The following is a 21422-nucleotide window of genomic DNA, read 5'->3' as shown; positions in this document are numbered from 1 at the left end:
ATGGAAACGTCAAATTATTGACGGGAAGCTTCGGTTTTTGGCAAAATTAAGATTTCAACGCGCCGGTTTTTCATCCGCCCTTCAGGAGTATTATTGGGCGCTACTGGTTTAAATTCTCCGTATCCTTTCGCGCTAAACCAACGCGGGTCGAGCTCGGGATTTTCCAATAATATTTTCATAAAATTTATAGCACGCATGACGCTTAGTTCCCAGTTTGAAGCAAATTGCGCATTGTGAATCGGTACGTTATCGGTATGCCCGCTAATAATAATATTTCGCGGCGGATTCATGACAAGCAGTTGGGAAATCTCTTTAGCTAGCTTTCGATCTTTTGGTCGTACTTCTGCACTTCCGGAATCAAATAAAATATCATTTAATATCGTAATCGCCAGCCCCTCATCTGTTAAAGAAGTTTGTAATTTCCCATTTAAATGCTTTTCCGCGATATATGTATCAATTTTTTCTTGTACGGCATGCAACTCTTCTTTATCTTCTTTATTTAAATTTTTTTGTTGCTGTTTATGTTCTTGTTTTGATGGCGAAGGCGGGGTTTCCGGTTCGATTGGGCTTTCAAAATCAAGCACACCTGTTCCGCCAGCCAATGCTGTATTAAATGACCGGGCGATTTGCTGGAATTTTTTTTGATCGATTTGGCTGCTTGCAAACAAAACGATAAAAAGAGCGAGTAATAACGTTAATAAATCAGAGTACGGAATAAGCCATGACTCGTTAATATGCTCTTCTTGTTTTTGTTTTTTTTTCTTACTCATTTCTTTTTTCTCCCTGTTCTACAATTTTCTTGCGTTCAGTTTCCGGAAGATAGGAAGCAAGTTTTTGTTCAATTGTCCGCGGTGCTTGTCCTTCTAGAATGGAAAGGACCCCTTCAATCATGACTCGCCGTATTTTCGCCTCTTCTTTTGATTTTCTTCTTAATTTATTGGCAAATGGATGCCATAACACGTACCCAGTGAAAATTCCCAGCAGTGTTGCGACGAATGCCGCGCTAATTGCTTTGCCGAGCTCGCTAATGTTATCGATATTGCCTAATGCCGAAATTAGCCCGATGACCGCTCCTAGCACCCCAAGTGTTGGCGCGTATGTACCTGCTTGCGAAAAAATGGCTGCATTCGCTTCATGCCGTTCTTCCATCGCTTCAATTTCCTCTGTCATTACATCGCGAATAAAATCTTGTGTCTGCCCATCAATTGCCATGCTCAAACCATTTCGTAAAAATGGATCATCAATTTCGTCTAATTTTGCTTCCAGTGCGAGCAATCCTTCCCGTCGAGCCACGTTCGCCCAATCGACGAACAATGGAATTAATTCTTCGATGGTTGGGATGTTTTGTTCTTTAAAAAGCACGCCGAACAGTTTTGGCACTTTTTTAATTTCGCGAGTTGGAAAAGCGATGGTAACAGAAGCGATAGTTCCAACGATAATAATTAAAATCGCTGCAGGGTTAATTAATACGCTTGGATTGACACCTTTAAAGTACATTCCAACACCTACAGCGATAATACCAAGAAGAATGCCGATAATGGATGTTTTGTCCAAATGAAATCCCCCCGTTATTTCTTAAAACACCATATTCATATGTTATTTGTACTTTATAATGAATTCACATTTATCATATAATTAATAATAAGGATTGAAAAGAGAAAATGGTGTGAATAGAAAATAAAAAAGGCTGCCCAATCCATTATGACTTCATTTTGGAAAGGACAGTCTTCCTATGTTTGTTTTATATTTTTTTCAATTTAAATGTTCCAACCATTAAAAACGACAATGTAATCATAAGGAAAATGAAAAATTGCGGAGGAAAATAATGAATCGTTAAATAGCTTAATGTTAGCAGTACTCCCGCAGCTGTAATTGGAAGTCCCGAAAAATAGCCGCTGTTTTCTGTAATGTTAAAACGAGCAAGACGAAAGGCGCCGCAGCCGATGTATAAAATCGTAAAAAACGCACCAGGCGCGCCAAATTCATGCAGCAGGCTTTGATAAATTAACAACGCAGGAGCTACTCCAAATGATATAATATCACTCATGGAGTCCAATTGTTTTCCGAGTTCTGATTCAATATTTAATTTGCGGGCAACAGCCCCATCAAAGCGGTCGACTAAGGCTGCTAAAAAAACGAGAAGCAAACTGACATTAAGCTGCCCTTTTAACGTCGTTAAGACGGAAAAACCACCTAGTGATAAATTGGTCATCGTTAAAATATTTGCCATATTTGCTTTTAGCTTTTTTAATGTGTAATCTAAATAATCCAATAAAAACATTCTCCTCACTCCTTTTCGCTCTAAAACGCGGCAAACAAAGTCTACTACAATTATACTCATTTTATTTATAATATGAAAAGTAGTAAAAAACATGACCGCCATAAATTGGAGGGAATATATTTGTTAAAATGGTTGTATCGTCTTATGATTGAATTGACGAATCATTCACTTTCATCAAAAATGATCGCAATTTTTACGAAGTCCCGCTTAAGTGCATTACTTATTCCATCGTATGCAAAAATTTATGATATTAATCAGGAAGAAATGGAAAAAAACTTAAAAAATTATGAAACGTTGCAGCAACTATTTATTCGCAAGCTAAAAGCGGGGACAAGACCGATTGATCAAACGAAAAACAGTGTTATTAGCCCTGTTGATGCGATTATTGAAGATATCGGTGTGATCCGTGAAAATAGCGAAATCGTCGTTAAGGGCAAGACATATTCGATTGCAGAAATGCTTGGAAGCGGCGAAGCGGCAAAAAAATATTTAAACGGATTATTCATTATTTTGTATTTAAGCCCAAGCCATTATCATCGCATCCATAGCCCAATATCTGGAGTTGTGCAAAAACAATGGGCTCTTGGAAAAAAATCGTACCCTGTCAACCGCCTTGGCTTAAAATATGGAAAGCGGCCGTTATCGAAAAACTATCGCATGATTACAGAAGTAGCTGCAAACGGAAAACATATCGCGATTGTAAAAATAGGTGCGATGTTTGTCAACAGCATTGAGCTTACCCATGTGAGCAAGCATCTTACGAAAGGGCAAGAAATTGCCTATTTTTCTTTTGGATCTACCGTCGTTTTATTGTTTGAAAAAGACAGTGTTGAGCTTGATGAACGAATTGTGGTGCCGATGGGAGTGAAAGTAGGGGAACGGATTGGCTATTTAAAATAAAAAAAAAAGCCCTGGAGGCTATTATGATGAAAGCTTAATTTTATGTTCTAACGAACGGTGGCGAATTTCTCTTTCAATTAATTCAATAAACTCCGGGCTTAATTTTAATTCTTTTGCTTTATAATATGATTCGATTAATAGCTCGTCGGATAGATATTTCATGCTGAAAACCTCCTTCAGCAATGGAATATGATTTGCAGTCAATACATATAATGGTAAGTTACTTTAACTGTACCATGATTTCCGATGTAGAACAACCGTTCTGTTATCCACAACAACAAGTGGATAACATGTGGAAAACATGTTTATAAGGTTGTCGGGATCTGATTTTATGCTTGTGAATGATGTGGACAAAACTTATCCACAATTTTGGGGATAACGAACTTTGTCGAAAAAATTTTTGTGATTGTATATATTTGTCAAAGTTTGTTTTGAAAGACTAGTGAAAATTAGGTATGATGGTTAAAGGCAGAAAAGCCGAAAGTCAGTGCCTAAAAAGGTAAGGTGATGGACATGCTTCATTATTTTTTGCCAAGCCAGTTTGTCAAACGTGTACTGGATATTACTCCTAGTGAGTTAAAAGAAAAAGGAATTAAAGGAATCATTACAGATTTAGATAATACGCTTGTCGAGTGGGATCGTCCAAGCGCCACTCCGGAGCTAATGGAGTGGTTTGAGAATATGAAGCAAGAGGGCATTAAGGTGATCATCGTATCGAATAATAATAAAAAGCGGGTGCAATCTTTCGCGGAACCGCTTGGCATTCCGTTTATTTTCGAAGCACGGAAGCCGCTGACAAGCGCTTTCCAAAAAGCGTTATCGATGATGCAATTGAGGAAAGATGAAGTTGTTGTCATCGGTGATCAATTGCTAACCGATGTGTTTGGAGGAAACCGGTTAGGATTAAATACCATTTTAGTTGTACCGGTTGCGCAGACAGATGGGCTTTGGACTCGATTGAACCGAAAGATAGAACGGATAATTTTAAATATGATGCGTAAAAAAGGCATGATTTATTGGGAGGAATGATGGTGGAACAACAAATTCGCTGCATTGGCTGTGGAGCGCTAATTCAATCGGAAGATGAGACAAAACCTGGGTATGCACCAAAAAGCGTTTTAGAAAAAGAAAAAGAAGAAGTCATTTGTCAACGCTGCTTTCGCTTAAAGCACTATAACGAAGTGCAAGATGTAGCACTGACAGATGATGACTTTTTAAAAATTTTACACCGCATCGGACAGTCGGAAGCACTTGTCGTAAAAATTGTTGATATTTTTGATTTCAATGGAAGCTGGCTTCCAGGATTGCATCGGTTTGTCGCGAACAACCCGATTTTGCTCGTTGGCAATAAAGTGGACTTGCTTCCAAAATCGGTGAAATATCCAAAGCTTATTCATTGGATGAAACAATCGGCAAGCGATCTCGGCTTGAAGCCAATTGACATATGTTTAGTGAGCGCTGTCAAAGGAATCGGAATGGCGAAAGTAATGGAGGCGATTGAAAAATATCGGTTTGGGAAAGACGTTTATGTGGTTGGCTGTACGAATGTTGGAAAATCAACGTTTATTAATCGTATTATTCAAGAGGCAACGGGGAAAGGAAATGTAATTACAACATCCTATTTTCCGGGAACGACGTTGGATATGATCGAAATTCCATTAGATGATGGAGCGGCGATTTATGATACGCCGGGAATTATTAATCACCATCAAATGGCGCACTTTGTGGACAAAAAAGATTTAAAAATCATCACTCCAAAGCGAGAAATCCATCCGAAAGTGTATCAGCTGAATGAACAACAAACGTTATTTTTCGGGGGGCTCGCCCGGCTTGATTATATAAAAGGGGGACGACGGTCTTTTGTATGTTATTTCTCCAATGAGCTGCTCATTCATCGGACGAAGTTAGAAAAAGCGGATGCGTTATATGCCAATCAATTAGGTGAACTTCTTTCTCCTCCGCGCAAACATTATATCGACCAATTCCCGCCATTAGAGGCGCATACATTCACCATAAAAGAAAGAAAGACAGACATTGTATTTTCCGGACTTGGTTGGGTGACATGCAACGAACCAGGAGCGCAAGTGGTTGCGTATGCACCAAAGGGAGTCGACATCTTAATAAGGAAATCATTGATTTAATTCTTTTGTAAGTAAAATAGGGGAGAAGAGAAAATGGAAAAATTATATGCGTTATTTGGTTGTCCTGTTCACCATTCCCTATCGCCAATTATGCATAATGATGCATTTCAAAACATGAACATTGCCGCACACTACCATGCATTTCATGTAGAGCCGGAACGCTTGAAGGATGCTATTGCCGGGGTAAGGGCCCTTGGCATTTCGGGGTTAAATGTAACGATTCCTCATAAAACAGCGGTGATGCCATTGCTCGATGAGGTGGATCCAACAGCGCGCCGCATCGGTGCGGTCAATACGATCGTGAATAGAAATGGACGATTGATCGGCTATAATACAGATGGTCCTGGATATGTTCGGGCGCTAGAGGAAGAAATAAACGTCGATATAAAAGAAAAGCGCATTTTGCTTATTGGAGCTGGTGGAGCAGCAAGAGGCATTTACGTTTCTCTTGCCGATCGCGGTGCAAAACAAATCGATATTTGCAATCGAACGGTATCCAAAGCAAAACAGCTTATTGATGAATGTAATGCTTCTGTTTCATCAGTTGTATACTCGTTAAATGAAGCGGAAGAGCGTTTAGGAGAATATGATATTCTCATTAATACGACGTCTGTTGGAATGTACCCTAATATGGAAGAAATGCCGCTTTCTCTTGCAAATATGAAAGAAGGAACGATCGTTTCTGATATTATTTACAATCCATTAGAGACAAAATGGTTGAAGGAAGCACGAAAAAGAAATGGAATTATCCAAAATGGAGTCGGGATGTTTGTATATCAAGGGGCGTTAGCATTTGAAAAATGGACAGGAATATTCCCGGATGTCCAACGTATGAAAAAAATAGTGATCGAACAGCTTAGGGGGTAACATAACATATGTTAACAGGAAAACAAAAACGTTTTTTGCGGGCGAAAGCCCATCATTTGAAACCAATTTTTCAAGTTGGAAAAGGCGGAGTTAATGAAAATATGATTAAGCAAATTATCGATGCGCTCGAAGCGCGTGAGCTTATTAAAGTGAGCGTGCTGCAAAATTGTGAGGAAGATCGCCATGTTGTCGCCGAGCAACTTGCACAAGGAGCGGGCGCGGAACTTGTACAAGTAATTGGGAATACCATTGTATTGTATAAGGAGTCAAAAGAAAATAAGCAAATTGTGTTACCGCGCTAAACGGCAAAGTTGCGCATATGCATGGCGGAGGGAAGAAAATATGAGAAAAATCGGGATTTTTGGAGGGACATTTGATCCACCGCATTACGGGCATTTATTAATGGCGAATGAAGTGCTGCATGCTCTTCAGTTGTCAGAAATTTGGTTTATGCCGAACCGCATCCCTCCACATAAACAACATGAACAAGTGACAAAAAGCGAAGATCGCTTGCGCATGCTTGAATTAGCGATTGCTGATCATCCGCGCTTTCATATCGAAACGATTGAACTGGAAAGAGAAGGACCGTCGTATACGTATGATACAATTCGTCAACTGCTTTCTATGCACCCAGATCATGAGTTTTATTTTATTATCGGTGCAGATATGGTGGAATATTTGCCACACTGGTATAAAATTGCTGAACTGATCCAGCTAGTAACATTTGTGGGTGTAAAGCGGCCTGGGTTTTCCACTGAAACATCTTATCCGATTATGGAAGTAGAAGTGCCGCAATTTGCGGTATCTTCTTCGATGATTCGTGATCGGGTAAGAAAAGGACAAACAATCCGATATTTAGTGCCGGAATGTGTAAGACTTTATATTGAGGAGAGAAAGCTATATGGAGCGAGAAAAAGCGTTAACTCTTGTTAAAAAACAATTGACAGAACATCGCTATCAACATACAATTGGCGTTATGGAAACGGCAATCGAGCTTGCGGAGCAGTATGGAGCGGATGTGAAAAAAGCGGAATTGGCGGCTATTTTTCATGACTATGCGAAGTTCCGTCCGAAAGAAGAAATGAAACAAATCATTTTAGAGCAAAATATGCCAAAAGACTTGCTTTCTTACAACTCGGAACTTTGGCATGCTCCAGTCGGTGCTTACTTAGTAAGGACGGAAGTTGGAATCGAAGATGAAGATATATTAAACGCGATTCGTTATCATACATCAGGACGAGCAAATATGACATTATTGGAAAAAATTATTTACCTTGCCGATTATATTGAACCTGGACGGATATTCCCAGGAGTAGATGAAGTTCGTGATCTGGCCAAACAAGATCTGAACAAGGCGTTAGTAAAATCGTTACAAAACACCATTCAATTTTTGTTGAAAAAAAATCAGCTCATTTATCCAGACACGATTCACACATATAATTCGTTGATGATGGAAATAAAGGGGGAATGTGAAGAATGACAGAACAGGAAATATTGCAATTGGTTGTTCGAGCAGCCGATGACAAAAAAGCGGAAAATATCGTTGTCCTAAATATGAAAGGAATTTCTCTTGTCGCTGATTATTTTGTGATTTGTCATGGAAATTCGGAGAAACAAGTACAAGCGATTGCGCGGGAAATAAAAGAGAAAGCAGAGGAACACCATATTCCGGTGAAACGGGTAGAAGGGTTTCATGAGGCAAAATGGGTTTTAGTCGATTTAGGCGATATCGTCGCCCATATTTTTGATAAAGAGGAACGCAATTATTACAATTTAGAACGTTTATGGGGAGATGCGCCGTTGGAAGATGTGGAGAGCGTGTTGCAGCAATGACGTATGAGTCATTTGCTTATTGGTATGATAAATTAATGAATGAAGCGCCGTATGATGCATGGCAGTCGTTTGTGCAAAAAAAGCTAAAGCAGTATGGACGTCAAGGTGCAAAACGCATTCTTGATGTCGGATGTGGCACAGGAGAATTAGCTGTTCGATTGGCGAAAGAAGGATTTTTGGTCACAGGTGTCGATTTGTCTGAAAATATGCTCGCTATTGCACAAGCGAAAGCGGAAGCGCAACAGGTTACCATTGAATTTTTTCAACAAAATATGACGGAATTAGAAGGATTTTCGTCGTTTGATTGTGTCACTATTTTTTGCGATTCACTCAACTATTTATTAGAAGAAAGTGAAGTTCGGCAAACTTTTTCCCGCATTTATGAACTGTTAAAAGAAGACGGTTTATTGTTATTTGACGTTCATTCGACGTATAAAATGGATCATATTTTTCAAGATGCGATATTTACAAGCAATGACGAGGAAATCAGTTATATTTGGTCTTGCTATCCGCTTTCGTTGCCGCATAGCGTTGAGCATGAATTAACGTTTTTCGTCCGTGGCGATGATGGAAAATATGAACGGCATGATGAACTGCATCGACAGTGCACCTATGAGATTGATCAGTATAAACAATGGCTGACGGAAGCGGGATTTACAGTGCTGGAAATAACCGCGGATTTTACAGATGAAGCGCCAAGCGAAACGTCGGAACGTGTTTTCTTTGTTGCGAAAAAATGAAAAACAGCGGCGCTTCCCTCTTTTTAAAGCTTTATGCTTTTCTGCCAAAGCCCGTTAAAGCGATTACACGCTGGCTTCGGCAGAAAAGCTATTGATTGATTTTGACTTCGGTACGGAATAAAACATTTTTTGTTGCTAAGCAGGATTTTTTCTTTTTTTAACGAATAATTAACTACCGAATTGCTTTTTTATTTTTTCGATGTCATCTTTAAATTTTTCATGTGTTTTATCAAATACGCGTTCAAATACCCCTTCGATTTCTTTTTCAAGCACCGCAATTCCTTCTCCAGTAATACCGCCTTTCACGCAAACTTTTTCTCGCAGTGTTGGAAGTGTATAAAGATTCTTTTTCAATAATTCCCCTAATCCAATAATCATATTGCTTGTCAATTCTGTTGCTTGTTCTTTTGTAATCGATGTTTTTGCGGCGGCTGCCTCAATAAATCGTTGAAGCAAATAGCTAAAAAAAGCGGGACCACAACTAGCGATATCAGAAGCGATTCGCGTAATTTCATCATTAATATAGCAAGGAGCAGAAATTTGACGAAATAGCGTTTCTATATAGTTTTGATAGTGTGAAGAACAGCGCTGTCCAACCGTGATTAGCGTGCTTCCAGCAAACGCCCGGTTTGTAATGCTTGGAATAACGCGCACTACGTGGCAAGGGACGGCAGCTTCAAGTTGTTGTACACTAATCGGGCTTGTAATCGATACAAGACAATGTTCCTTTGTCCAAAAGGAAGACAATTGTTGCAAAAGGGGGTGAATATCTAACGGTTTTACACATAAAAACACAATCGTTGCCTTCTGTACCACTTCTTCCGCGCTGGCAGCAACGTATACGCCCGGATAGCGGCGCTGGATGTCGAGCGCTTTTTCTAACGTACGATTCGTGATAATAAGCTGGTCTTCTTTGACGGAACCAGATTCAAGAAACGCTTCAATTAAAATCCTTCCCATATTTCCTGTCCCAATCATTCCGATTTCCATGCTTCACTCCCCCCTCCCTGATTGCAGTACGTATAGTCTTTTCAACGATATGTATGAGCGTTTTCTTTATTTTATGACTAATTTGAAAGGATGATGGACATGTGGGAAGCAATAAAAAAGTATGACAAACGATGGTATATTCTGCTCTTGGCAGTGTTCATCGTTGCGGTGGTCATTTTATTTAGAAACAATGAAATGATCGAAAAGGAACAAGGTTCTATACTAGCTTCGGAACAAATGATGATGGAAGTATCGGAGAAAAAGGAAGAGAAAGTGCAATCCAAAACAATTATTGTCGATATAAAGGGAGCAGTTGCCCAACCGGGAGTATACGAAATAAAGGATACGGCGCGTGTCAATGATGTGGTAGCAATGGCTGGCGGATTTACAAAAGAAGCGGATCAAACAAAGGTCAATTTGGCGGCAAAAGTACATGATGAAATGATGATTTATGTACCGGAACGCGGGGAGACGAACATTCCTTCCATAGATTCTTCTGTTGTTTCCTCTAATGATTCCAAGAAAATTTATATTAATACAGCGTCGGAGGAAGAAATATTGCAACTTCCGGGAATTGGACCGACTAAAGCGGCAGCCATTATTGCCTATCGCGAAGAGCATGGACCGTTTCAAAAAGCAGAAGATTTATTAAATGTTACAGGCATTGGAGAAAAGACGTTGGAAAAAATAAAAGAACACATTGTTGTGCCATAATGTCGTTGACGCTTTGCTGACTTGCCCATTACACTAAAAATATGTGCACTTTCTGAAGGAAAAATCAATTTGCAATGGACAAGCGGGGGAGGAAGTATGGAACGGATTACATGGGATCAATATTTTATGGCACAAAGCCATTTGTTGGCATTGCGCAGCACTTGTACACGATTGGCGGTTGGCGCCACCATTGTCCGAGATAAACGAATTATTGCCGGGGGATATAACGGTTCCATTGCCGGCGGCGCTCATTGCATTGATGAGGGATGTTATGTTATTGACGGGCATTGTGTTCGCACCATCCATGCGGAAATGAATGCGATTATTCAATGTGCGAAATTTGGCGTACCGACAGAAGGAGCAGAAATGTACGTAACTCATTTTCCTTGTCTACATTGCTGTAAAGCGATTATTCAAAGCGGAATTCGCGCTGTATATTATGCGCAAGATTACAAAAATCATCCGTATGCGCTTGAACTTTTTGAACAAGCGAAAGTCCGGGTAGAACACGTACCATTTAATAAAGAAATATTGTCACTTCTGCAAAAATAATAAATCACGCCTACGGAAAGGGGCGCAAACCATGCGGGGGAATATTGTTTATATAGCGCTTGCTGCTGTTTTTGGGATCATCGCTGGGTGCGGGAGGCCGAACATTTCTTTGGTGTTTATCGTGCTGTATGCTATATTTCTTTTCACGCGAAAAAGGCGCCTCTTTCTTTTTTCTATCATAACGATTTGCCTTTTTTATATGTATTTCGTTTATATCGACCATCATAATAAGACGAAACTGTCTGGCAACATGACGTTATTTACTATTCGTTTTATTGCTCCCATTTCGGTGGATGGGGATCAACTAAAATCGATTGTCAAAGTGGGAAAAGAAAAGCTTCAGCTTATTTACTACATAAAATCGGCACAGGAAAAACAAGAGCTTTCTTCTTTAACTCCTAAAGCAGTATGCACGGTGAAGGGAAGGCTTGAACGTCCGGCGCTACCGCGAAATCCTAATGCTTTCGATTATCGTCGTTATTTACGATTTCATCATATTCATTGGATTCTCAAACCCCAATCAATCTCCTTGCAAGACTGCCACAACACATCCCCAACGTTATATGAATGGCTTCTTTCGCTTCGTGAAAAAGGGCTGCACACGGTAGAAACACATTTTCCATCGGAAACGGTTGGAATTGTCCAAGCGCTTTTATACGGAGAACGAGGGCAATTAGACGAGACGCTTTTGGAAGGATACCAAAAACTCGGATTAATCCATTTATTAGCCATTTCCGGGTTGCATGTCACGTTATTAGTCGGAGCCATGTTTTCCATATTGATTCGCTTTATCACCAAGGAAACGGCAACGATAATCCTATTGATTTTCCTTCCCATTTATATTGTGCTAACAGGCGCTTCTCCTTCTGTTATTCGCGCCTCCTTTACAGCAATGATCTTTTTAGTTTCCTATTACTGGAAATCGAAGTTATCGCCGCTCGATGCATTAAGTATAACGCTAGTCATGATGCTGCTTTTCGATCCGTATATGTTATGGGATGTCGGATTTCAGTTATCGTTTATTGTAACATTTGCTCTTATTTTATCTTCCCAAATGATATTGTCGCATGATTCTGTCTTTTGGCGCCTCTTTTTTACGGCTTTTATTGCCCAGTTGAGCGCCCTTCCGTTTCTTTTATACTATTTTTTCGAAGTTTCGTTATGGAGCATTCCCCTAAATATTATTTTTGTGCCGCTTTATTCCTTCGTCATTATGCCGCTTTCGTTTGCAGCTGTAGGCACGCATTATATACATTCGCTTCTTTCTTTTCCTTTTATTTGGCTGTTGCAAAAAATTATCGTAATCTCTAGCGATGTTGTTGCATTTTTCTCATCTAACCATTCGTTGTCACTCGTTCTTGGCCGGCCTTCTTTCTTTTTTCTTATCTGTTATGCGGCCGCGATTTTTGCTGCATTTGTACAAATGGAGAAGCGGCGTTACTTTAGTATAGGATGGGTCGCCTTCGTTATTACGCTTCATGCATGGAGCCCATATATGGATCGTTACGGTGAGGTCATTTTACTCGATGTCGGGCAAGGGGATTGTATATACATTGAATTGCCGTATCGAAAAGGAGTATATCTTATTGACACAGGAGGAACACTTCCACACCAAAGACAGCCATGGCAGGAACGAAAGCGGAAGTGGGATGTAGGAAAAGACGTTGTCGTTCCATTTTTAAAATCAAACGGAGTGAGATATATCGATAAACTTATTGCGACACATGGAGATTTGGACCATATTGGAGCGGCAGAAGAAATCATTCGGCATTTTTCTGTAAAGCAAATGGTCATTGGCAAAGGAGAAACAAAAAATTCGATACAAGAAAAACTTGTTCAACTTGCTGAACGACAAAATATAGAAGTGGTGAAAATATCAAGGGGTGACAGATGGATAGAGGATGGAATTTCATTTTATGTACTTCATCCATGGAAAACGCATCGTGATGATAATAACCATTCGATTGTATTGTATACAAAGCTCGGTGGATTATCCTGGTTATTTACGGGTGATTTAGAGGAAACGGGGGAAAGGGAGTTAATCAGCGCTTTTCCGCGCTTAGAAGCCGATGTGTTAAAAGTGGCCCATCATGGGAGCGATACGTCTACAACAGAGTTATTTTTAGAAAAAGTACAGCCGAAGATTGCGCTTATTTCCGTCGGCAAACATAACCGTTACCATCATCCTTCCCCATATGTTATCGAACGGCTCCGGAAAAGGAATGTCATTATTTTGCGGACAGACCAGCATGGCGCGATTCGCTATATTTATTCGAAAAATCGTGGAACCTTTTCCGTCATGCTGCCATAGCATAACTAATAAAGAAAAGAGACTGCTTATGTAAGCAATCTCTTCACGAACCGAAAAATTTAATCAATGTTGCGATAATAAACATTGTTGCAAAAAAACCGAATGAAACGATAAAACCAACGGCAGAGTCAACAGCATCATTTCGTTTGCTTTGTACATCTTTTTCAAATACGTTCATCGTTTACCCCTCCTCGTGCAATCATTTTTAGTATAGACGAAAAAGAAAAAAAAATCTATATCCTCCTTATTCATTTCCTTCATTGACAACAGTTAACACAAATACTTTTTTGCGACCGGGAAAAGATAAAGATAACCCGTTGACAAATAAGGTCCTAGGACTTATTTGTCAACGTTTATATAAAGGGGAATCGGTTTTCCCGCTAACCGATTCCCTTGTAAAAATAAGAAAAACGTTGTATCTTTTCAACATAGAAAGACTGCAGACAGAATGGAGAAGAGAAATATGGTGGTGGACTTTTGGGGAAAAATTAAAAAACGACGTTTGTCTTCCCTTTATTTATTATATGGAACCGAATCATTTTTATTAACGGAAACGTATGAACTTCTCGTTCGTACGGTATTAACGGAAGAAGAGCGGGAATTTAATGTATCTGTGTACGATTGCGAAGATACTCCTGTGCAAACTGCGCTAGAAGATGCGGAAACATTTCCGTTTTTAGGGGAAAAACGAGTGATTCTTATTAAAAATCCTTATTTTTTTACAGCGGAGAAAGAAAAAGAAGTGGAGCATGACTTAAAAAAATTAGAATCGTACATAATGTCCCCTTCCCCTTTTTCGATTGTCGTCTTCGTTGGACCGTATGAAAAACTAGATGAACGCAAAAAAATAACAAAGCTAATGAAGGAACATGCGGAAGTTTTTGTCGCATCTCCGCTTGCCGAAAAAGAGCTGCGCGAATGGATTGTAGAAAGAGCAGGACAAAGTGGTGTGATGGTGGAAGAACATGCGATTGACACTTTGTTAAAGCTGGCAGGAACGAATTTAATGACACTTGCGAACGAATTGGACAAGCTCATTTTGTTCGTTGGGCCAGGCGGAATGATTCAGCAAGAGACCGTCGAAAAGCTTGTATCGCGTACGTTGGAGCAAAATGTGTTTGTATTAGTGGAGAAAGTGACGAAACGGCAAATCGGTGATGCACTGCAAGTATTTTATGATTTGCTGGAGAATAATGAAGAGCCGCTGAAAATTTTGTCGCTTCTTGCCGGTCAATTTCGTCTTTTATATCAAGTAAAATGGCTTGCGGCAAAAGGATATGGGCAGCAACAAATTGCTTCCATCTTAAATGTGCATCCGTTTCGGATTAAACTTGCCATGGGACAAGCGGCACTGTTTTCAGAAGAAGAGCTTACGACAGTGATGAGCCAAATTGCTGAGGCTGACTATAAAATGAAGAGCGGAACAATGGACAGGCAGCTTGTTATGGAGCTATTGTTGATGAGATGGAATGAAGGGATCACAAACAATATCCAATGAGACAATTTTATCAGAATAAGAAAAACGACCTGCTGCCAGGTCGTTTTTCTTAAGATGCAATAATGCTGTTTAGTTTTTTCGCTAAGCGGGATTTTTTGCGACTTGCTGTGTTTTTATGAATAAGACCTTTTGTTACTGCTTTGTCTAATTTTTTGGAAGCAATGATGAATGCTTCTTGAGCTTTTTCCACATCTTTTAATTCAACAAACGCTTCAAATTTTTTGATCGCCGTACGCATTGCAGATCTCATTGAAGCGTTATGAGCGCGACGTTTTTCACTTGTTTTTGCACGTTTAATTGCAGATTTAATGTTTGCCACGTTCTCTCACCTCCGTCATCTTGCCATCTCTGTCCTTGGTTGATCATTTCCGTTATTAGGACATGTAAGAACAAGTGTTATTCTATCAAACGAGGTTAAATTATGCAAGAGTATTCAAGCAAAAATACTTTACTGATTGCGAAAATGTTTGCGCAAAACGAATGGAAAATGCAAAAAGCGGTGAAAATAAAGGAAAAATGATACGTTTTAGGAGGAACGATATGAACCGCTCAATCGATTTAAGCATGTATTCGGTACGAACCGATTTAGCGATCGAAGCTCATGAAATAGCTGTGGAAGAGCGTCTCCAACAAAAAAGGGAAAGCTCTTCCCCTATTGAAGGAGTCATTATTCACGATCGCGAAATAGACGGGATTAAATTGTCGCATGTAGAAGTAACGGAAGAAGGAGCAAAATCGATTGGTAAAAAACCGGGAAATTATTTAACCATTGAAGCACAAGGAATTCGTGAACATAATACGGAGTTGCAACAGAAAGTACAAGATATATTTGCAAAAGAGTTCAACGCATTTTTACGAAAATTGGACATTAGAAAAGAATCAAGCTGCCTTGTTGTAGGATTAGGTAATTCAAATGTGACACCGGATGCGTTAGGTCCGCTAACGGTGGAAAATCTACTTATTACAAGACATTTATTTCATCTTCAGCCGGAGAGCGTAGAAGAAGGATTTCGTCCAGTAAGCGCGATTGCTCCAGGTGTGATGGGGACGACAGGGATTGAAACAAGCGATATTATTCACGGAATTGTGGAAAAAACAAAACCAGATTTTGTGATCGTCATTGATGCGTTAGCGGCACGATCGATTGAACGGGTCAACGCAACGATTCAAATTTCTGATACGGGAATTCATCCAGGTTCAGGTGTAGGGAATAAACGAAAAGAATTAAGTAAAGAAACGTTAGGTATTCCTGTTATTTCTATCGGTGTTCCAACGGTTGTCGATGCTGTATCGATTACAAGTGATACGATCGATTTTATTTTAAAACATTTTGGAAGGGAAATGCGTGAAGGGAAGCGGCCGTCTAGTGCTCTCGCTCCAGCGGGATGGACGTTTGGCAAGAAAAAGAAGCTTACAGAGGAAGATATGCCATCAACGGAGCAACGTTCGACATTTCTTGGCATAATCGGCACATTAGAGGAAGAAGAAAAACGCAGACTCATTTATGAAGTGCTTTCTCCACTCGGTCATAATTTAATGGTTACTCCGAAAGAAGTCGATATGTTTATTGAAGATATGGCAAATTTATTAGCGAGCGGATTAAATGCTGCATTGCATGAACAAATTGATCAAGATAATACCGGTTCTTATACACATTAATGAAATAAAATAGAGAAAAAAGAAGTTCTATCTTTCCCGGCTTGCCCATACGTTAAATTAGTAGACAAGCTGGGAAAGGGTGAGAACATGAAAAAGTGGCGTTCTCCGCAAATGATGGTTACGGTACAAGGTGCGAGTCTAAAAAAAGTGATTATTTTAGCGGTATTAGGATGTATGATGATGTTTATGCTAGTAGGAGCGATTACGTCATTAAAACCGGAATACCGCATTTCTTCTTCCTCTGTCAACAATATGACGAACCATTTTTCACAAGAAACGTTTATTCATTTATTTAGTTTTGAAAATCATTATTTTTCGCAACTGTTGCCAAAGGAGCGGCAAAAGCCGAATTATTCAGCATTATTGTTTCGCATGGCCACAAGCATCAACCCCGACGACCCGCGCAGTTTGCTTGGCGGCGAGCTCCCGGGATTTGCGCTGTATGACAGCAAAATTATCGTAGCAGGGGAAGGGACGGATTATACAAACATGCCGTACGAATCTGCTCCGCCGCTGGAGGTAATGCTAGCAGAACGGCAAGCTTCTTTAGAGAACTTGGAAGAAGCAGACAAAAAGAATAATGAAAAACAAATTCCTCCACCGTCCCAAACGACAGGAGGAAAAAAAGTTGTATATATTTATCATACACATACACGTGAATCGTACTTGCCTGCCTTAAAAGGAGTTACAGATCCTGATTTAGCGTTCCATCGTACGGTAAACGTCACAAAAGTGGGAGAAAAACTAGCGGAAGAGATGGAAAAACGAGGAATTGGAGCGGAAGTAAGCACCATTGATATTGTAGGAGAGCTGCAGAAAAAAGGCATGAAATATTACCAAGCGTACGATATGTCTAGAAAAACAGTTGTCGAAGCAATGAGCCGCAATCATGATTTGCAATATTTGATCGATATTCACCGTGATTCACGAAGACGGAAATATACGACCGTTACGATTAATGGAGTGGATTATGCCCGCGTTGCGTTTATTATCGGAGGGGAAAACGCGAAGTACGAAAAAAATTTGCAGCTTGCCACACAGCTCCACCATTTGCTGCAAAAGAAATATCCTGGGCTGAGCCGCGGGATTATCGAAAAAAAAGGAGCGGAAACGAACGGAAAGTTTAATCAAGATTTATCGGAAAATGCGATTTTAATTGAGTTTGGTGGAGTCGACAATACGTTTGAAGAGCTATTCCGGTCTGTATCTGCTGTTGCCGATGTTTTTAGCGAATATTATTGGCAAGCGCAAAAAGTTCAAGCACCCGCACCGGCAGAAAAACGGTAAAGGAGCGGAGTGGTATGGTTAAATTTACGGTTAAATTTTTTTTAGCGGTGATGATTCTTTTTTTTGGAGTGTTGCTCGGCATGGAGCAGGCAAATGAAGGATTGCAAAAGATGAGAGGATATGATGATTCATCGTTGCCTTCTGTATTTCATATTTCAAAAGGCAAAAACGGAGAAGTAGAAGCATCCGTATTAGGAAACAAAGTGATGGCGGAAGATTTGCAAGAAAAGAAAGAAAAAATTGAAAATATGAAAACATTCAATCTGTTTTCCGAGCTTGGCAAACAATTTGCCGGAGCGGTAAGATCATTGATGGAACAGGTGCTTTCCTTTTTCGAAAAATGATAGGAAAACAGCGTGTTATCGGCATGTTTCTATGTGATCAAAAATAAATAGAAAGATGGCGTGAGAACATTGGCGGAATAGTACAAATTTTCGCCAATGTTTTTTCTTTATCATCATGAAAGTTTGCAAAACTATGTCATTGAATCTTGCTGGTTGTGTTGCTATAATCAAAGCTAGTGTAGTTTCGGGAAATAGTGGGAGTGAGAAAATGATGAATCGGGAAGAGAGATTAAAACGACGTGATCGAATTCGCAACTTTTCCATTATCGCTCATATAGATCATGGAAAATCGACGTTAGCAGACCGCATTTTAGAAAAAACCGGAGCGCTTTCGGAGCGGGAAATGAGAGAACAAACGCTAGATTCGATGGAATTGGAACGGGAGCGCGGAATTACGATTAAGCTGAACGCCGTTCAGTTAAAGTATAAAGCAAAAAATGGCGAAGAATATATTCTTCATTTAATCGATACACCTGGGCATGTCGATTTTACGTACGAGGTGTCGCGGAGCCTTGCCGCTTGCGAAGGGGCGATTCTTGTCGTCGACGCAGCACAAGGAATTGAGGCACAGACGCTGGCAAACGTCTATTTAGCGATTGATAATAATTTAGAAATTTTGCCGGTCATTAATAAAATCGATTTGCCAAGCGCTGAACCGGAACGCGTTCGTCAAGAAATTGAAGAGGTAATCGGGCTTGACGCATCGGAAGCAGTACTTGCCTCCGCGAAGGTCGGCATTGGCATCGAAGAGATTTTGGAACAAATCGTTGAGAAAATTCCAGCACCGTCGGGTGATCCGGATGCGCCGTTAAAAGCGCTTATTTTTGATTCGATGTACGATTCGTATCGCGGTGTAGTTGCATATATTCGCGTGATGGATGGAACAGTAAAGCCTGGGCAAAAAATTAAAATGATGTCGACAGGCAAAGAATTTGAAGTGGCAGAAGTCGGTGTGTTTACACCGAAACCGAAGCTGGTCGATGAATTAACGGTGGGCGATGTCGGCTTTTTAACTGCGTCCATTAAAAATGTGAGCGATACGCGCGTCGGTGATACGATTACCGATGCGGAAAATCCGGCAGCAGAACCGCTGCCAGGATACCGTAAGCTAAATCCGATGGTATTTTGCGGCATGTATCCGATTGATACGGCACGTTATAACGATTTGCGCGAAGCGTTAGAAAAATTGCAATTGAACGATGCTGCTTTGCACTTTGAACCGGAAACATCGCAAGCGCTTGGGTTCGGCTTCCGATGCGGCTTTTTAGGATTATTGCATATGGAAATTATTCAAGAGCGCATTGAACGCGAATTTAACATTGATTTAATCACAACAGCGCCAAGCGTTGTATATAAAGTATATTTAACGGATGGTACGGAAGTCCAAGTTGACAATCCGTCCAATATGCCGGATCCACAAAAAATCGATCATGTCGAGGAGCCGTATGTAAAAGCAACCATTATGGTGCCGAACGATTATGTCGGGCCAGTGATGGAGCTATGCCAAGGAAAACGCGGCAACTTTGTTGATATGCAATATTTAGATGAAAAACGAGTAACATTAATTTATGAAATTCCATTGTCGGAAATTGTGTACGATTTCTTTGATACACTAAAATCAAGCACAAAAGGATACGCATCGTTTGACTATGAACTGATTGGTTATAAACCGTCGAAACTCGTGAAAATGGATATTCTTCTTAACGGCGAAAAAATTGATGCACTTTCTTTCATTGTTCATCGTGATTCTGCTTATGAACGTGGGAAAGTGATTGTAGAAAAATTGAAAGATGTAATCCCTCGGCAACAGTTTGAAGTGCCTGTGCAAGCAGCAATCGGCAATAAAATTATCGCTCGTTCCACGATTAAAGCGTTGCGCAAAAACGTCTTGGCGAAATGTTACGGTGGAGACGTATCACGGAAACGAAAGCTTCTTGAGAAACAAAAAGAAGGAAAGAAACGAATGAAGCAAATCGGCTCGGTGGAAGTTCCACAGGAAGCGTTTATGGCGATCTTAAAAATCGACGATAATAAAAAGTAAGGAAGATCGTATACAAGGCTGTCTCTTCGCTTTTTTGGGATAGCCTTGTTTATTTTTAAGAAAGGATGTTTATCTTGGTAAAATCAGCTTATTTCCATATTCCGTTTTGTGCGCAAATATGTTATTACTGCGATTTTAATAAAGTATTTTTTCATGGACAGCCAGTCGATGAATATTTAGAAGCAATGGAAAATGAAATGAAATGGACGGTGGAAGCATTTCCAACGGATCGGCTTGATACGTTGTTTGTTGGCGGGGGAACCCCGACTGTTTTAGAAATGAAGCAGCTCGACTTTTTCCTGCAAAACATTTATAAGCATTTCCGCTTTTCTATTCATGAAGTAGAGTTTACGTTTGAGGCAAATCCGAATGAGCTTTCCAAAGAAAAACTACAGTTGTTAAAAGAAGCGGGGGTCAATCGCTTAAGTTTCGGTGTTCAAACGTTTGATGATTCATTATTAAAAGCAATTGGACGAACTCATCGTTATGAAGATGTCATGAAAACGATTGCCTTAGCAAAAGAAATTGGTTTTGAAAATATTAGCATTGATTTAATGTACGGACTGCCGCAACAGACGTTAGCACAGTTCCAAGCGGATTTAGAGATCGCCTTTTCTCTTGACATTCAACATATTTCTGCTTATTCACTCATCATTGAACCGAAAACCATTTTTTACAATTTGATGAGAAAAGGAAAACTGCCATTACCAACTGAGGAAGAAGAAGCGCAAATGTATGAAGAAGCGATGCGGCAAATGGAAATACACGGGTACCACCAATATGAAATTAGTAATTACGCGCGTCCTTCCTTTGAAAGCCGCCATAACTTAACGTATTGGAACAATGAAGAATATTATGGAATTGGCGCAGGCGCTCACAGCTACGTAGGCGGCGTTCGGCGTGCGAATATCAAACCGATCAATAAATATATTGAGACAGTTCAAGAAACAGGCTTTCCGTATTTGGAAGTTCACCATGTAACGGTATCGGAACAAATGGAAGAAGAAATGTTTTTGGGGCTAAGGAAAACGGAAGGAGTATCTAAGCAGCGCTTTCTTGAAAAGTTTGGGATGAGCGTCCATGATGTATTTGGCCGAGCGATCGCTGCGGAAAAACAAAAAGGGCTGCTCGAAGAAACACAAACACATATTCGATTGACTCATCGGGGGAAATTGCTAGGAAACGAGGTGTTTCAAGCGTTTATCGCGGAATCTAAACATTGACATTAGCATATGGATTTGATACTGTAATAATAGATTTAGCA

25 protein-coding genes are annotated in these 21422 nt (G+C 40.1%); 18 read left to right on the top strand and 7 right to left on the bottom strand.

Annotated elements, in window-relative coordinates; translation table 11 throughout:
* Positions 1-14: 14 nt before the first annotated feature.
* The 3 genes from motB to pssA all read right to left on the bottom strand — a co-directional run bounded on the left by motB (position 15) and on the right by pssA (position 2281).
* The gene (gene motB / locus B9L23_RS14950) at positions 15-770 is read right to left on the bottom strand and encodes a flagellar motor protein MotB (RefSeq protein ID WP_062677190.1); all 756 of its coding nucleotides are present in this window, start codon (positions 768-770) and stop codon (positions 15-17) included.
* Positions 763-1554, bottom strand: a complete 792-nt coding sequence (motA, locus tag B9L23_RS14945; protein WP_015864574.1) for a flagellar motor stator protein MotA — start codon at positions 1552-1554, stop codon at positions 763-765. The genes motB and motA overlap by 8 nt, the downstream gene beginning before the upstream one ends.
* A gap of 187 nt (positions 1555-1741) precedes the next feature.
* Positions 1742-2281 carry a CDP-diacylglycerol--serine O-phosphatidyltransferase gene (gene pssA / locus B9L23_RS14940; protein ID WP_062752977.1) on the bottom strand — a complete coding sequence of 180 codons (540 nt, stop codon included), beginning with the start codon at positions 2279-2281 and terminating at the stop codon, positions 1742-1744.
* Between the two features lie 120 nt (positions 2282-2401).
* Between pssA and B9L23_RS14935 the strand changes: the two genes are divergently transcribed.
* Positions 2402-3181, top strand: coding sequence for a phosphatidylserine decarboxylase (locus B9L23_RS14935; protein WP_062677192.1), 780 nt, complete (start codon positions 2402-2404; stop codon positions 3179-3181).
* Positions 3182-3202: 21 nt separating this feature from the next.
* On the opposite strand, the gene sda is transcribed toward B9L23_RS14935, so the two are convergent.
* The gene (gene sda, locus B9L23_RS14930) at positions 3203-3343 is read right to left on the bottom strand and encodes a sporulation histidine kinase inhibitor Sda (RefSeq protein WP_062752975.1); all 141 of its coding nucleotides are present in this window, start codon (positions 3341-3343) and stop codon (positions 3203-3205) included.
* Positions 3344-3694: 351 nt separating this feature from the next.
* On the opposite strand from sda, the gene B9L23_RS14925 reads away from it, so the two are divergent.
* From B9L23_RS14925 to B9L23_RS14890, 8 genes are read left to right on the top strand one after another with little or no spacing between them, the layout of a single operon-like run.
* Positions 3695-4210, top strand: a complete 516-nt coding sequence (locus B9L23_RS14925; RefSeq protein ID WP_062752973.1) for a YqeG family HAD IIIA-type phosphatase — start codon at positions 3695-3697, stop codon at positions 4208-4210.
* Complete coding sequence (yqeH, locus tag B9L23_RS14920; RefSeq protein WP_216368231.1) at positions 4210-5322, top strand: ribosome biogenesis GTPase YqeH; 1113 nt, start codon at positions 4210-4212, stop codon at positions 5320-5322. Before B9L23_RS14925 ends, yqeH begins: the two co-directional genes overlap by 1 nt.
* A gap of 33 nt (positions 5323-5355) precedes the next feature.
* Positions 5356-6189 (top strand): shikimate dehydrogenase, encoded by an 834-nt coding sequence (gene aroE, locus B9L23_RS14915; protein ID WP_089097933.1) that lies wholly within the window; start codon positions 5356-5358, stop codon positions 6187-6189.
* 8 nt (positions 6190-6197) lie between these two features.
* On the top strand, positions 6198-6491 hold the full coding sequence (gene yhbY, locus B9L23_RS14910) for a ribosome assembly RNA-binding protein YhbY (protein ID WP_015864567.1): 294 nt from the start codon (positions 6198-6200) through the stop codon (positions 6489-6491).
* Positions 6492-6531: 40 nt separating this feature from the next.
* Positions 6532-7122, top strand: a complete 591-nt coding sequence (locus tag B9L23_RS14905; protein ID WP_062752969.1) for a nicotinate-nucleotide adenylyltransferase — start codon at positions 6532-6534, stop codon at positions 7120-7122.
* Positions 7091-7669, top strand: a complete 579-nt coding sequence (gene yqeK, locus B9L23_RS14900) for a bis(5'-nucleosyl)-tetraphosphatase (symmetrical) YqeK (protein WP_062677197.1) — start codon at positions 7091-7093, stop codon at positions 7667-7669. The genes B9L23_RS14905 and yqeK overlap by 32 nt, the downstream gene beginning before the upstream one ends.
* Entirely contained in the window at positions 7666-8022 is a 357-nt protein-coding gene (gene rsfS, locus B9L23_RS14895; RefSeq protein ID WP_015864564.1) for a ribosome silencing factor, read from the top strand. Before yqeK ends, rsfS begins: the two co-directional genes overlap by 4 nt.
* Positions 8019-8762, top strand: a complete 744-nt coding sequence (locus B9L23_RS14890) for a class I SAM-dependent DNA methyltransferase (protein ID WP_015864563.1) — start codon at positions 8019-8021, stop codon at positions 8760-8762. Before rsfS ends, B9L23_RS14890 begins: the two co-directional genes overlap by 4 nt.
* Positions 8763-8930: 168 nt before the next feature.
* Here the strand turns inward: B9L23_RS14890 and comER are convergent, their stop codons facing one another.
* Complete coding sequence (gene comER, locus B9L23_RS14885; RefSeq protein WP_062677198.1) at positions 8931-9752, bottom strand: late competence protein ComER; 822 nt, start codon at positions 9750-9752, stop codon at positions 8931-8933.
* Between the two features lie 99 nt (positions 9753-9851).
* Here comER and B9L23_RS14880 point away from each other — a divergent pair, with 99 nt between their 5' ends.
* The 3 genes from B9L23_RS14880 to B9L23_RS14870 all read left to right on the top strand — a co-directional run bounded on the left by B9L23_RS14880 (position 9852) and on the right by B9L23_RS14870 (position 13329).
* Positions 9852-10466 carry a helix-hairpin-helix domain-containing protein gene (locus tag B9L23_RS14880; protein ID WP_062752965.1) on the top strand — a complete coding sequence of 205 codons (615 nt, stop codon included), beginning with the start codon at positions 9852-9854 and terminating at the stop codon, positions 10464-10466.
* A 96-nt stretch (positions 10467-10562) separates the two neighbouring features.
* Positions 10563-11018 (top strand): ComE operon protein 2, encoded by a 456-nt coding sequence (locus B9L23_RS14875; RefSeq protein WP_015864560.1) that lies wholly within the window; start codon positions 10563-10565, stop codon positions 11016-11018.
* 31 nt (positions 11019-11049) lie between these two features.
* On the top strand, positions 11050-13329 hold the full coding sequence (locus B9L23_RS14870) for a DNA internalization-related competence protein ComEC/Rec2 (protein WP_089097932.1): 2280 nt from the start codon (positions 11050-11052) through the stop codon (positions 13327-13329).
* A gap of 43 nt (positions 13330-13372) precedes the next feature.
* On the opposite strand, the gene B9L23_RS14865 is transcribed toward B9L23_RS14870, so the two are convergent.
* On the bottom strand, positions 13373-13507 hold the full coding sequence (locus tag B9L23_RS14865) for a YqzM family protein (protein ID WP_017435613.1): 135 nt from the start codon (positions 13505-13507) through the stop codon (positions 13373-13375).
* 285 nt (positions 13508-13792) lie between these two features.
* Between B9L23_RS14865 and holA the strand changes: the two genes are divergently transcribed.
* The gene (holA, locus tag B9L23_RS14860; RefSeq protein ID WP_089097931.1) at positions 13793-14827 is read left to right on the top strand and encodes a DNA polymerase III subunit delta; all 1035 of its coding nucleotides are present in this window, start codon (positions 13793-13795) and stop codon (positions 14825-14827) included.
* A gap of 49 nt (positions 14828-14876) precedes the next feature.
* Here holA and rpsT read toward each other — a convergent pair whose 3' ends face one another.
* On the bottom strand, positions 14877-15146 hold the full coding sequence (gene rpsT, locus B9L23_RS14855) for a 30S ribosomal protein S20 (protein ID WP_015864556.1): 270 nt from the start codon (positions 15144-15146) through the stop codon (positions 14877-14879).
* A 221-nt stretch (positions 15147-15367) separates the two neighbouring features.
* Here rpsT and gpr point away from each other — a divergent pair, with 221 nt between their 5' ends.
* From gpr to hemW, 5 genes are all read left to right on the top strand, one after another.
* On the top strand, positions 15368-16486 hold the full coding sequence (gpr, locus tag B9L23_RS14850; RefSeq protein WP_081188079.1) for a GPR endopeptidase: 1119 nt from the start codon (positions 15368-15370) through the stop codon (positions 16484-16486).
* An 87-nt stretch (positions 16487-16573) separates the two neighbouring features.
* Entirely contained in the window at positions 16574-17773 is a 1200-nt protein-coding gene (gene spoIIP / locus B9L23_RS14845) for a stage II sporulation protein P (protein ID WP_015864553.1), read from the top strand.
* A gap of 14 nt (positions 17774-17787) precedes the next feature.
* Entirely contained in the window at positions 17788-18117 is a 330-nt protein-coding gene (locus B9L23_RS14840) for a YqxA family protein (RefSeq protein WP_015864552.1), read from the top strand.
* Between the two features lie 208 nt (positions 18118-18325).
* A complete protein-coding gene (gene lepA / locus B9L23_RS14835) occupies positions 18326-20158 on the top strand; it encodes a translation elongation factor 4 (protein ID WP_089097930.1) in 1833 nt (610 codons plus the stop codon).
* A 74-nt stretch (positions 20159-20232) separates the two neighbouring features.
* On the top strand, positions 20233-21381 hold the full coding sequence (gene hemW, locus B9L23_RS14830; protein ID WP_081188081.1) for a radical SAM family heme chaperone HemW: 1149 nt from the start codon (positions 20233-20235) through the stop codon (positions 21379-21381).
* The last annotated feature ends 41 nt before the right edge of the window (positions 21382-21422 follow it).

The organism is Parageobacillus galactosidasius, from assembly GCF_002217735.1.
GTDB lineage: Bacteria > Bacillota > Bacilli > Bacillales > Anoxybacillaceae > Parageobacillus_B > Parageobacillus_B toebii.
Note: the sequence above shows the minus strand (reverse complement) of the source record. Positions and strands in the feature narration are given on the sequence as shown.

Bases quoted from the DNA above. Each gene is read 5' to 3' on its own strand.
- holA (WP_089097931.1), top strand. From the start codon at position 13,793: ATGGTGGTGGACTTTTGGGGAAAAATTAAAAAACGACGTTTGTCTTCC.
- aroE (WP_089097933.1), top strand. From the start codon at position 5,356: ATGGAAAAATTATATGCGTTATTTGGTTGTCCTGTTCACCATTCCCTA.
- B9L23_RS14870 (WP_089097932.1), top strand. From the start codon at position 11,050: ATGCGGGGGAATATTGTTTATATAGCGCTTGCTGCTGTTTTTGGGATC.
- B9L23_RS14880 (WP_062752965.1), top strand. From the start codon at position 9,852: ATGTGGGAAGCAATAAAAAAGTATGACAAACGATGGTATATTCTGCTC.
- yqeK (WP_062677197.1), top strand. From the start codon at position 7,091: ATGGAGCGAGAAAAAGCGTTAACTCTTGTTAAAAAACAATTGACAGAA.
- sda (WP_062752975.1), bottom strand. From the start codon at position 3,343: ATGAAATATCTATCCGACGAGCTATTAATCGAATCATATTATAAAGCA.
- spoIIP (WP_015864553.1), top strand. From the start codon at position 16,574: ATGAAAAAGTGGCGTTCTCCGCAAATGATGGTTACGGTACAAGGTGCG.
- gpr (WP_081188079.1), top strand. From the start codon at position 15,368: ATGAACCGCTCAATCGATTTAAGCATGTATTCGGTACGAACCGATTTA.
- B9L23_RS14875 (WP_015864560.1), top strand. From the start codon at position 10,563: ATGGAACGGATTACATGGGATCAATATTTTATGGCACAAAGCCATTTG.
- comER (WP_062677198.1), bottom strand. From the start codon at position 9,752: ATGGAAATCGGAATGATTGGGACAGGAAATATGGGAAGGATTTTAATT.
- lepA (WP_089097930.1), top strand. From the start codon at position 18,326: ATGATGAATCGGGAAGAGAGATTAAAACGACGTGATCGAATTCGCAAC.
- B9L23_RS14840 (WP_015864552.1), top strand. From the start codon at position 17,788: ATGGTTAAATTTACGGTTAAATTTTTTTTAGCGGTGATGATTCTTTTT.
- B9L23_RS14890 (WP_015864563.1), top strand. From the start codon at position 8,019: ATGACGTATGAGTCATTTGCTTATTGGTATGATAAATTAATGAATGAA.
- yhbY (WP_015864567.1), top strand. From the start codon at position 6,198: ATGTTAACAGGAAAACAAAAACGTTTTTTGCGGGCGAAAGCCCATCAT.
- pssA (WP_062752977.1), bottom strand. From the start codon at position 2,281: ATGTTTTTATTGGATTATTTAGATTACACATTAAAAAAGCTAAAAGCA.
- motB (WP_062677190.1), bottom strand. From the start codon at position 770: ATGAGTAAGAAAAAAAAACAAAAACAAGAAGAGCATATTAACGAGTCA.
- B9L23_RS14905 (WP_062752969.1), top strand. From the start codon at position 6,532: ATGAGAAAAATCGGGATTTTTGGAGGGACATTTGATCCACCGCATTAC.
- yqeH (WP_216368231.1), top strand. From the start codon at position 4,210: ATGGTGGAACAACAAATTCGCTGCATTGGCTGTGGAGCGCTAATTCAA.
- B9L23_RS14925 (WP_062752973.1), top strand. From the start codon at position 3,695: ATGCTTCATTATTTTTTGCCAAGCCAGTTTGTCAAACGTGTACTGGAT.
- B9L23_RS14865 (WP_017435613.1), bottom strand. From the start codon at position 13,507: ATGAACGTATTTGAAAAAGATGTACAAAGCAAACGAAATGATGCTGTT.
- rsfS (WP_015864564.1), top strand. From the start codon at position 7,666: ATGACAGAACAGGAAATATTGCAATTGGTTGTTCGAGCAGCCGATGAC.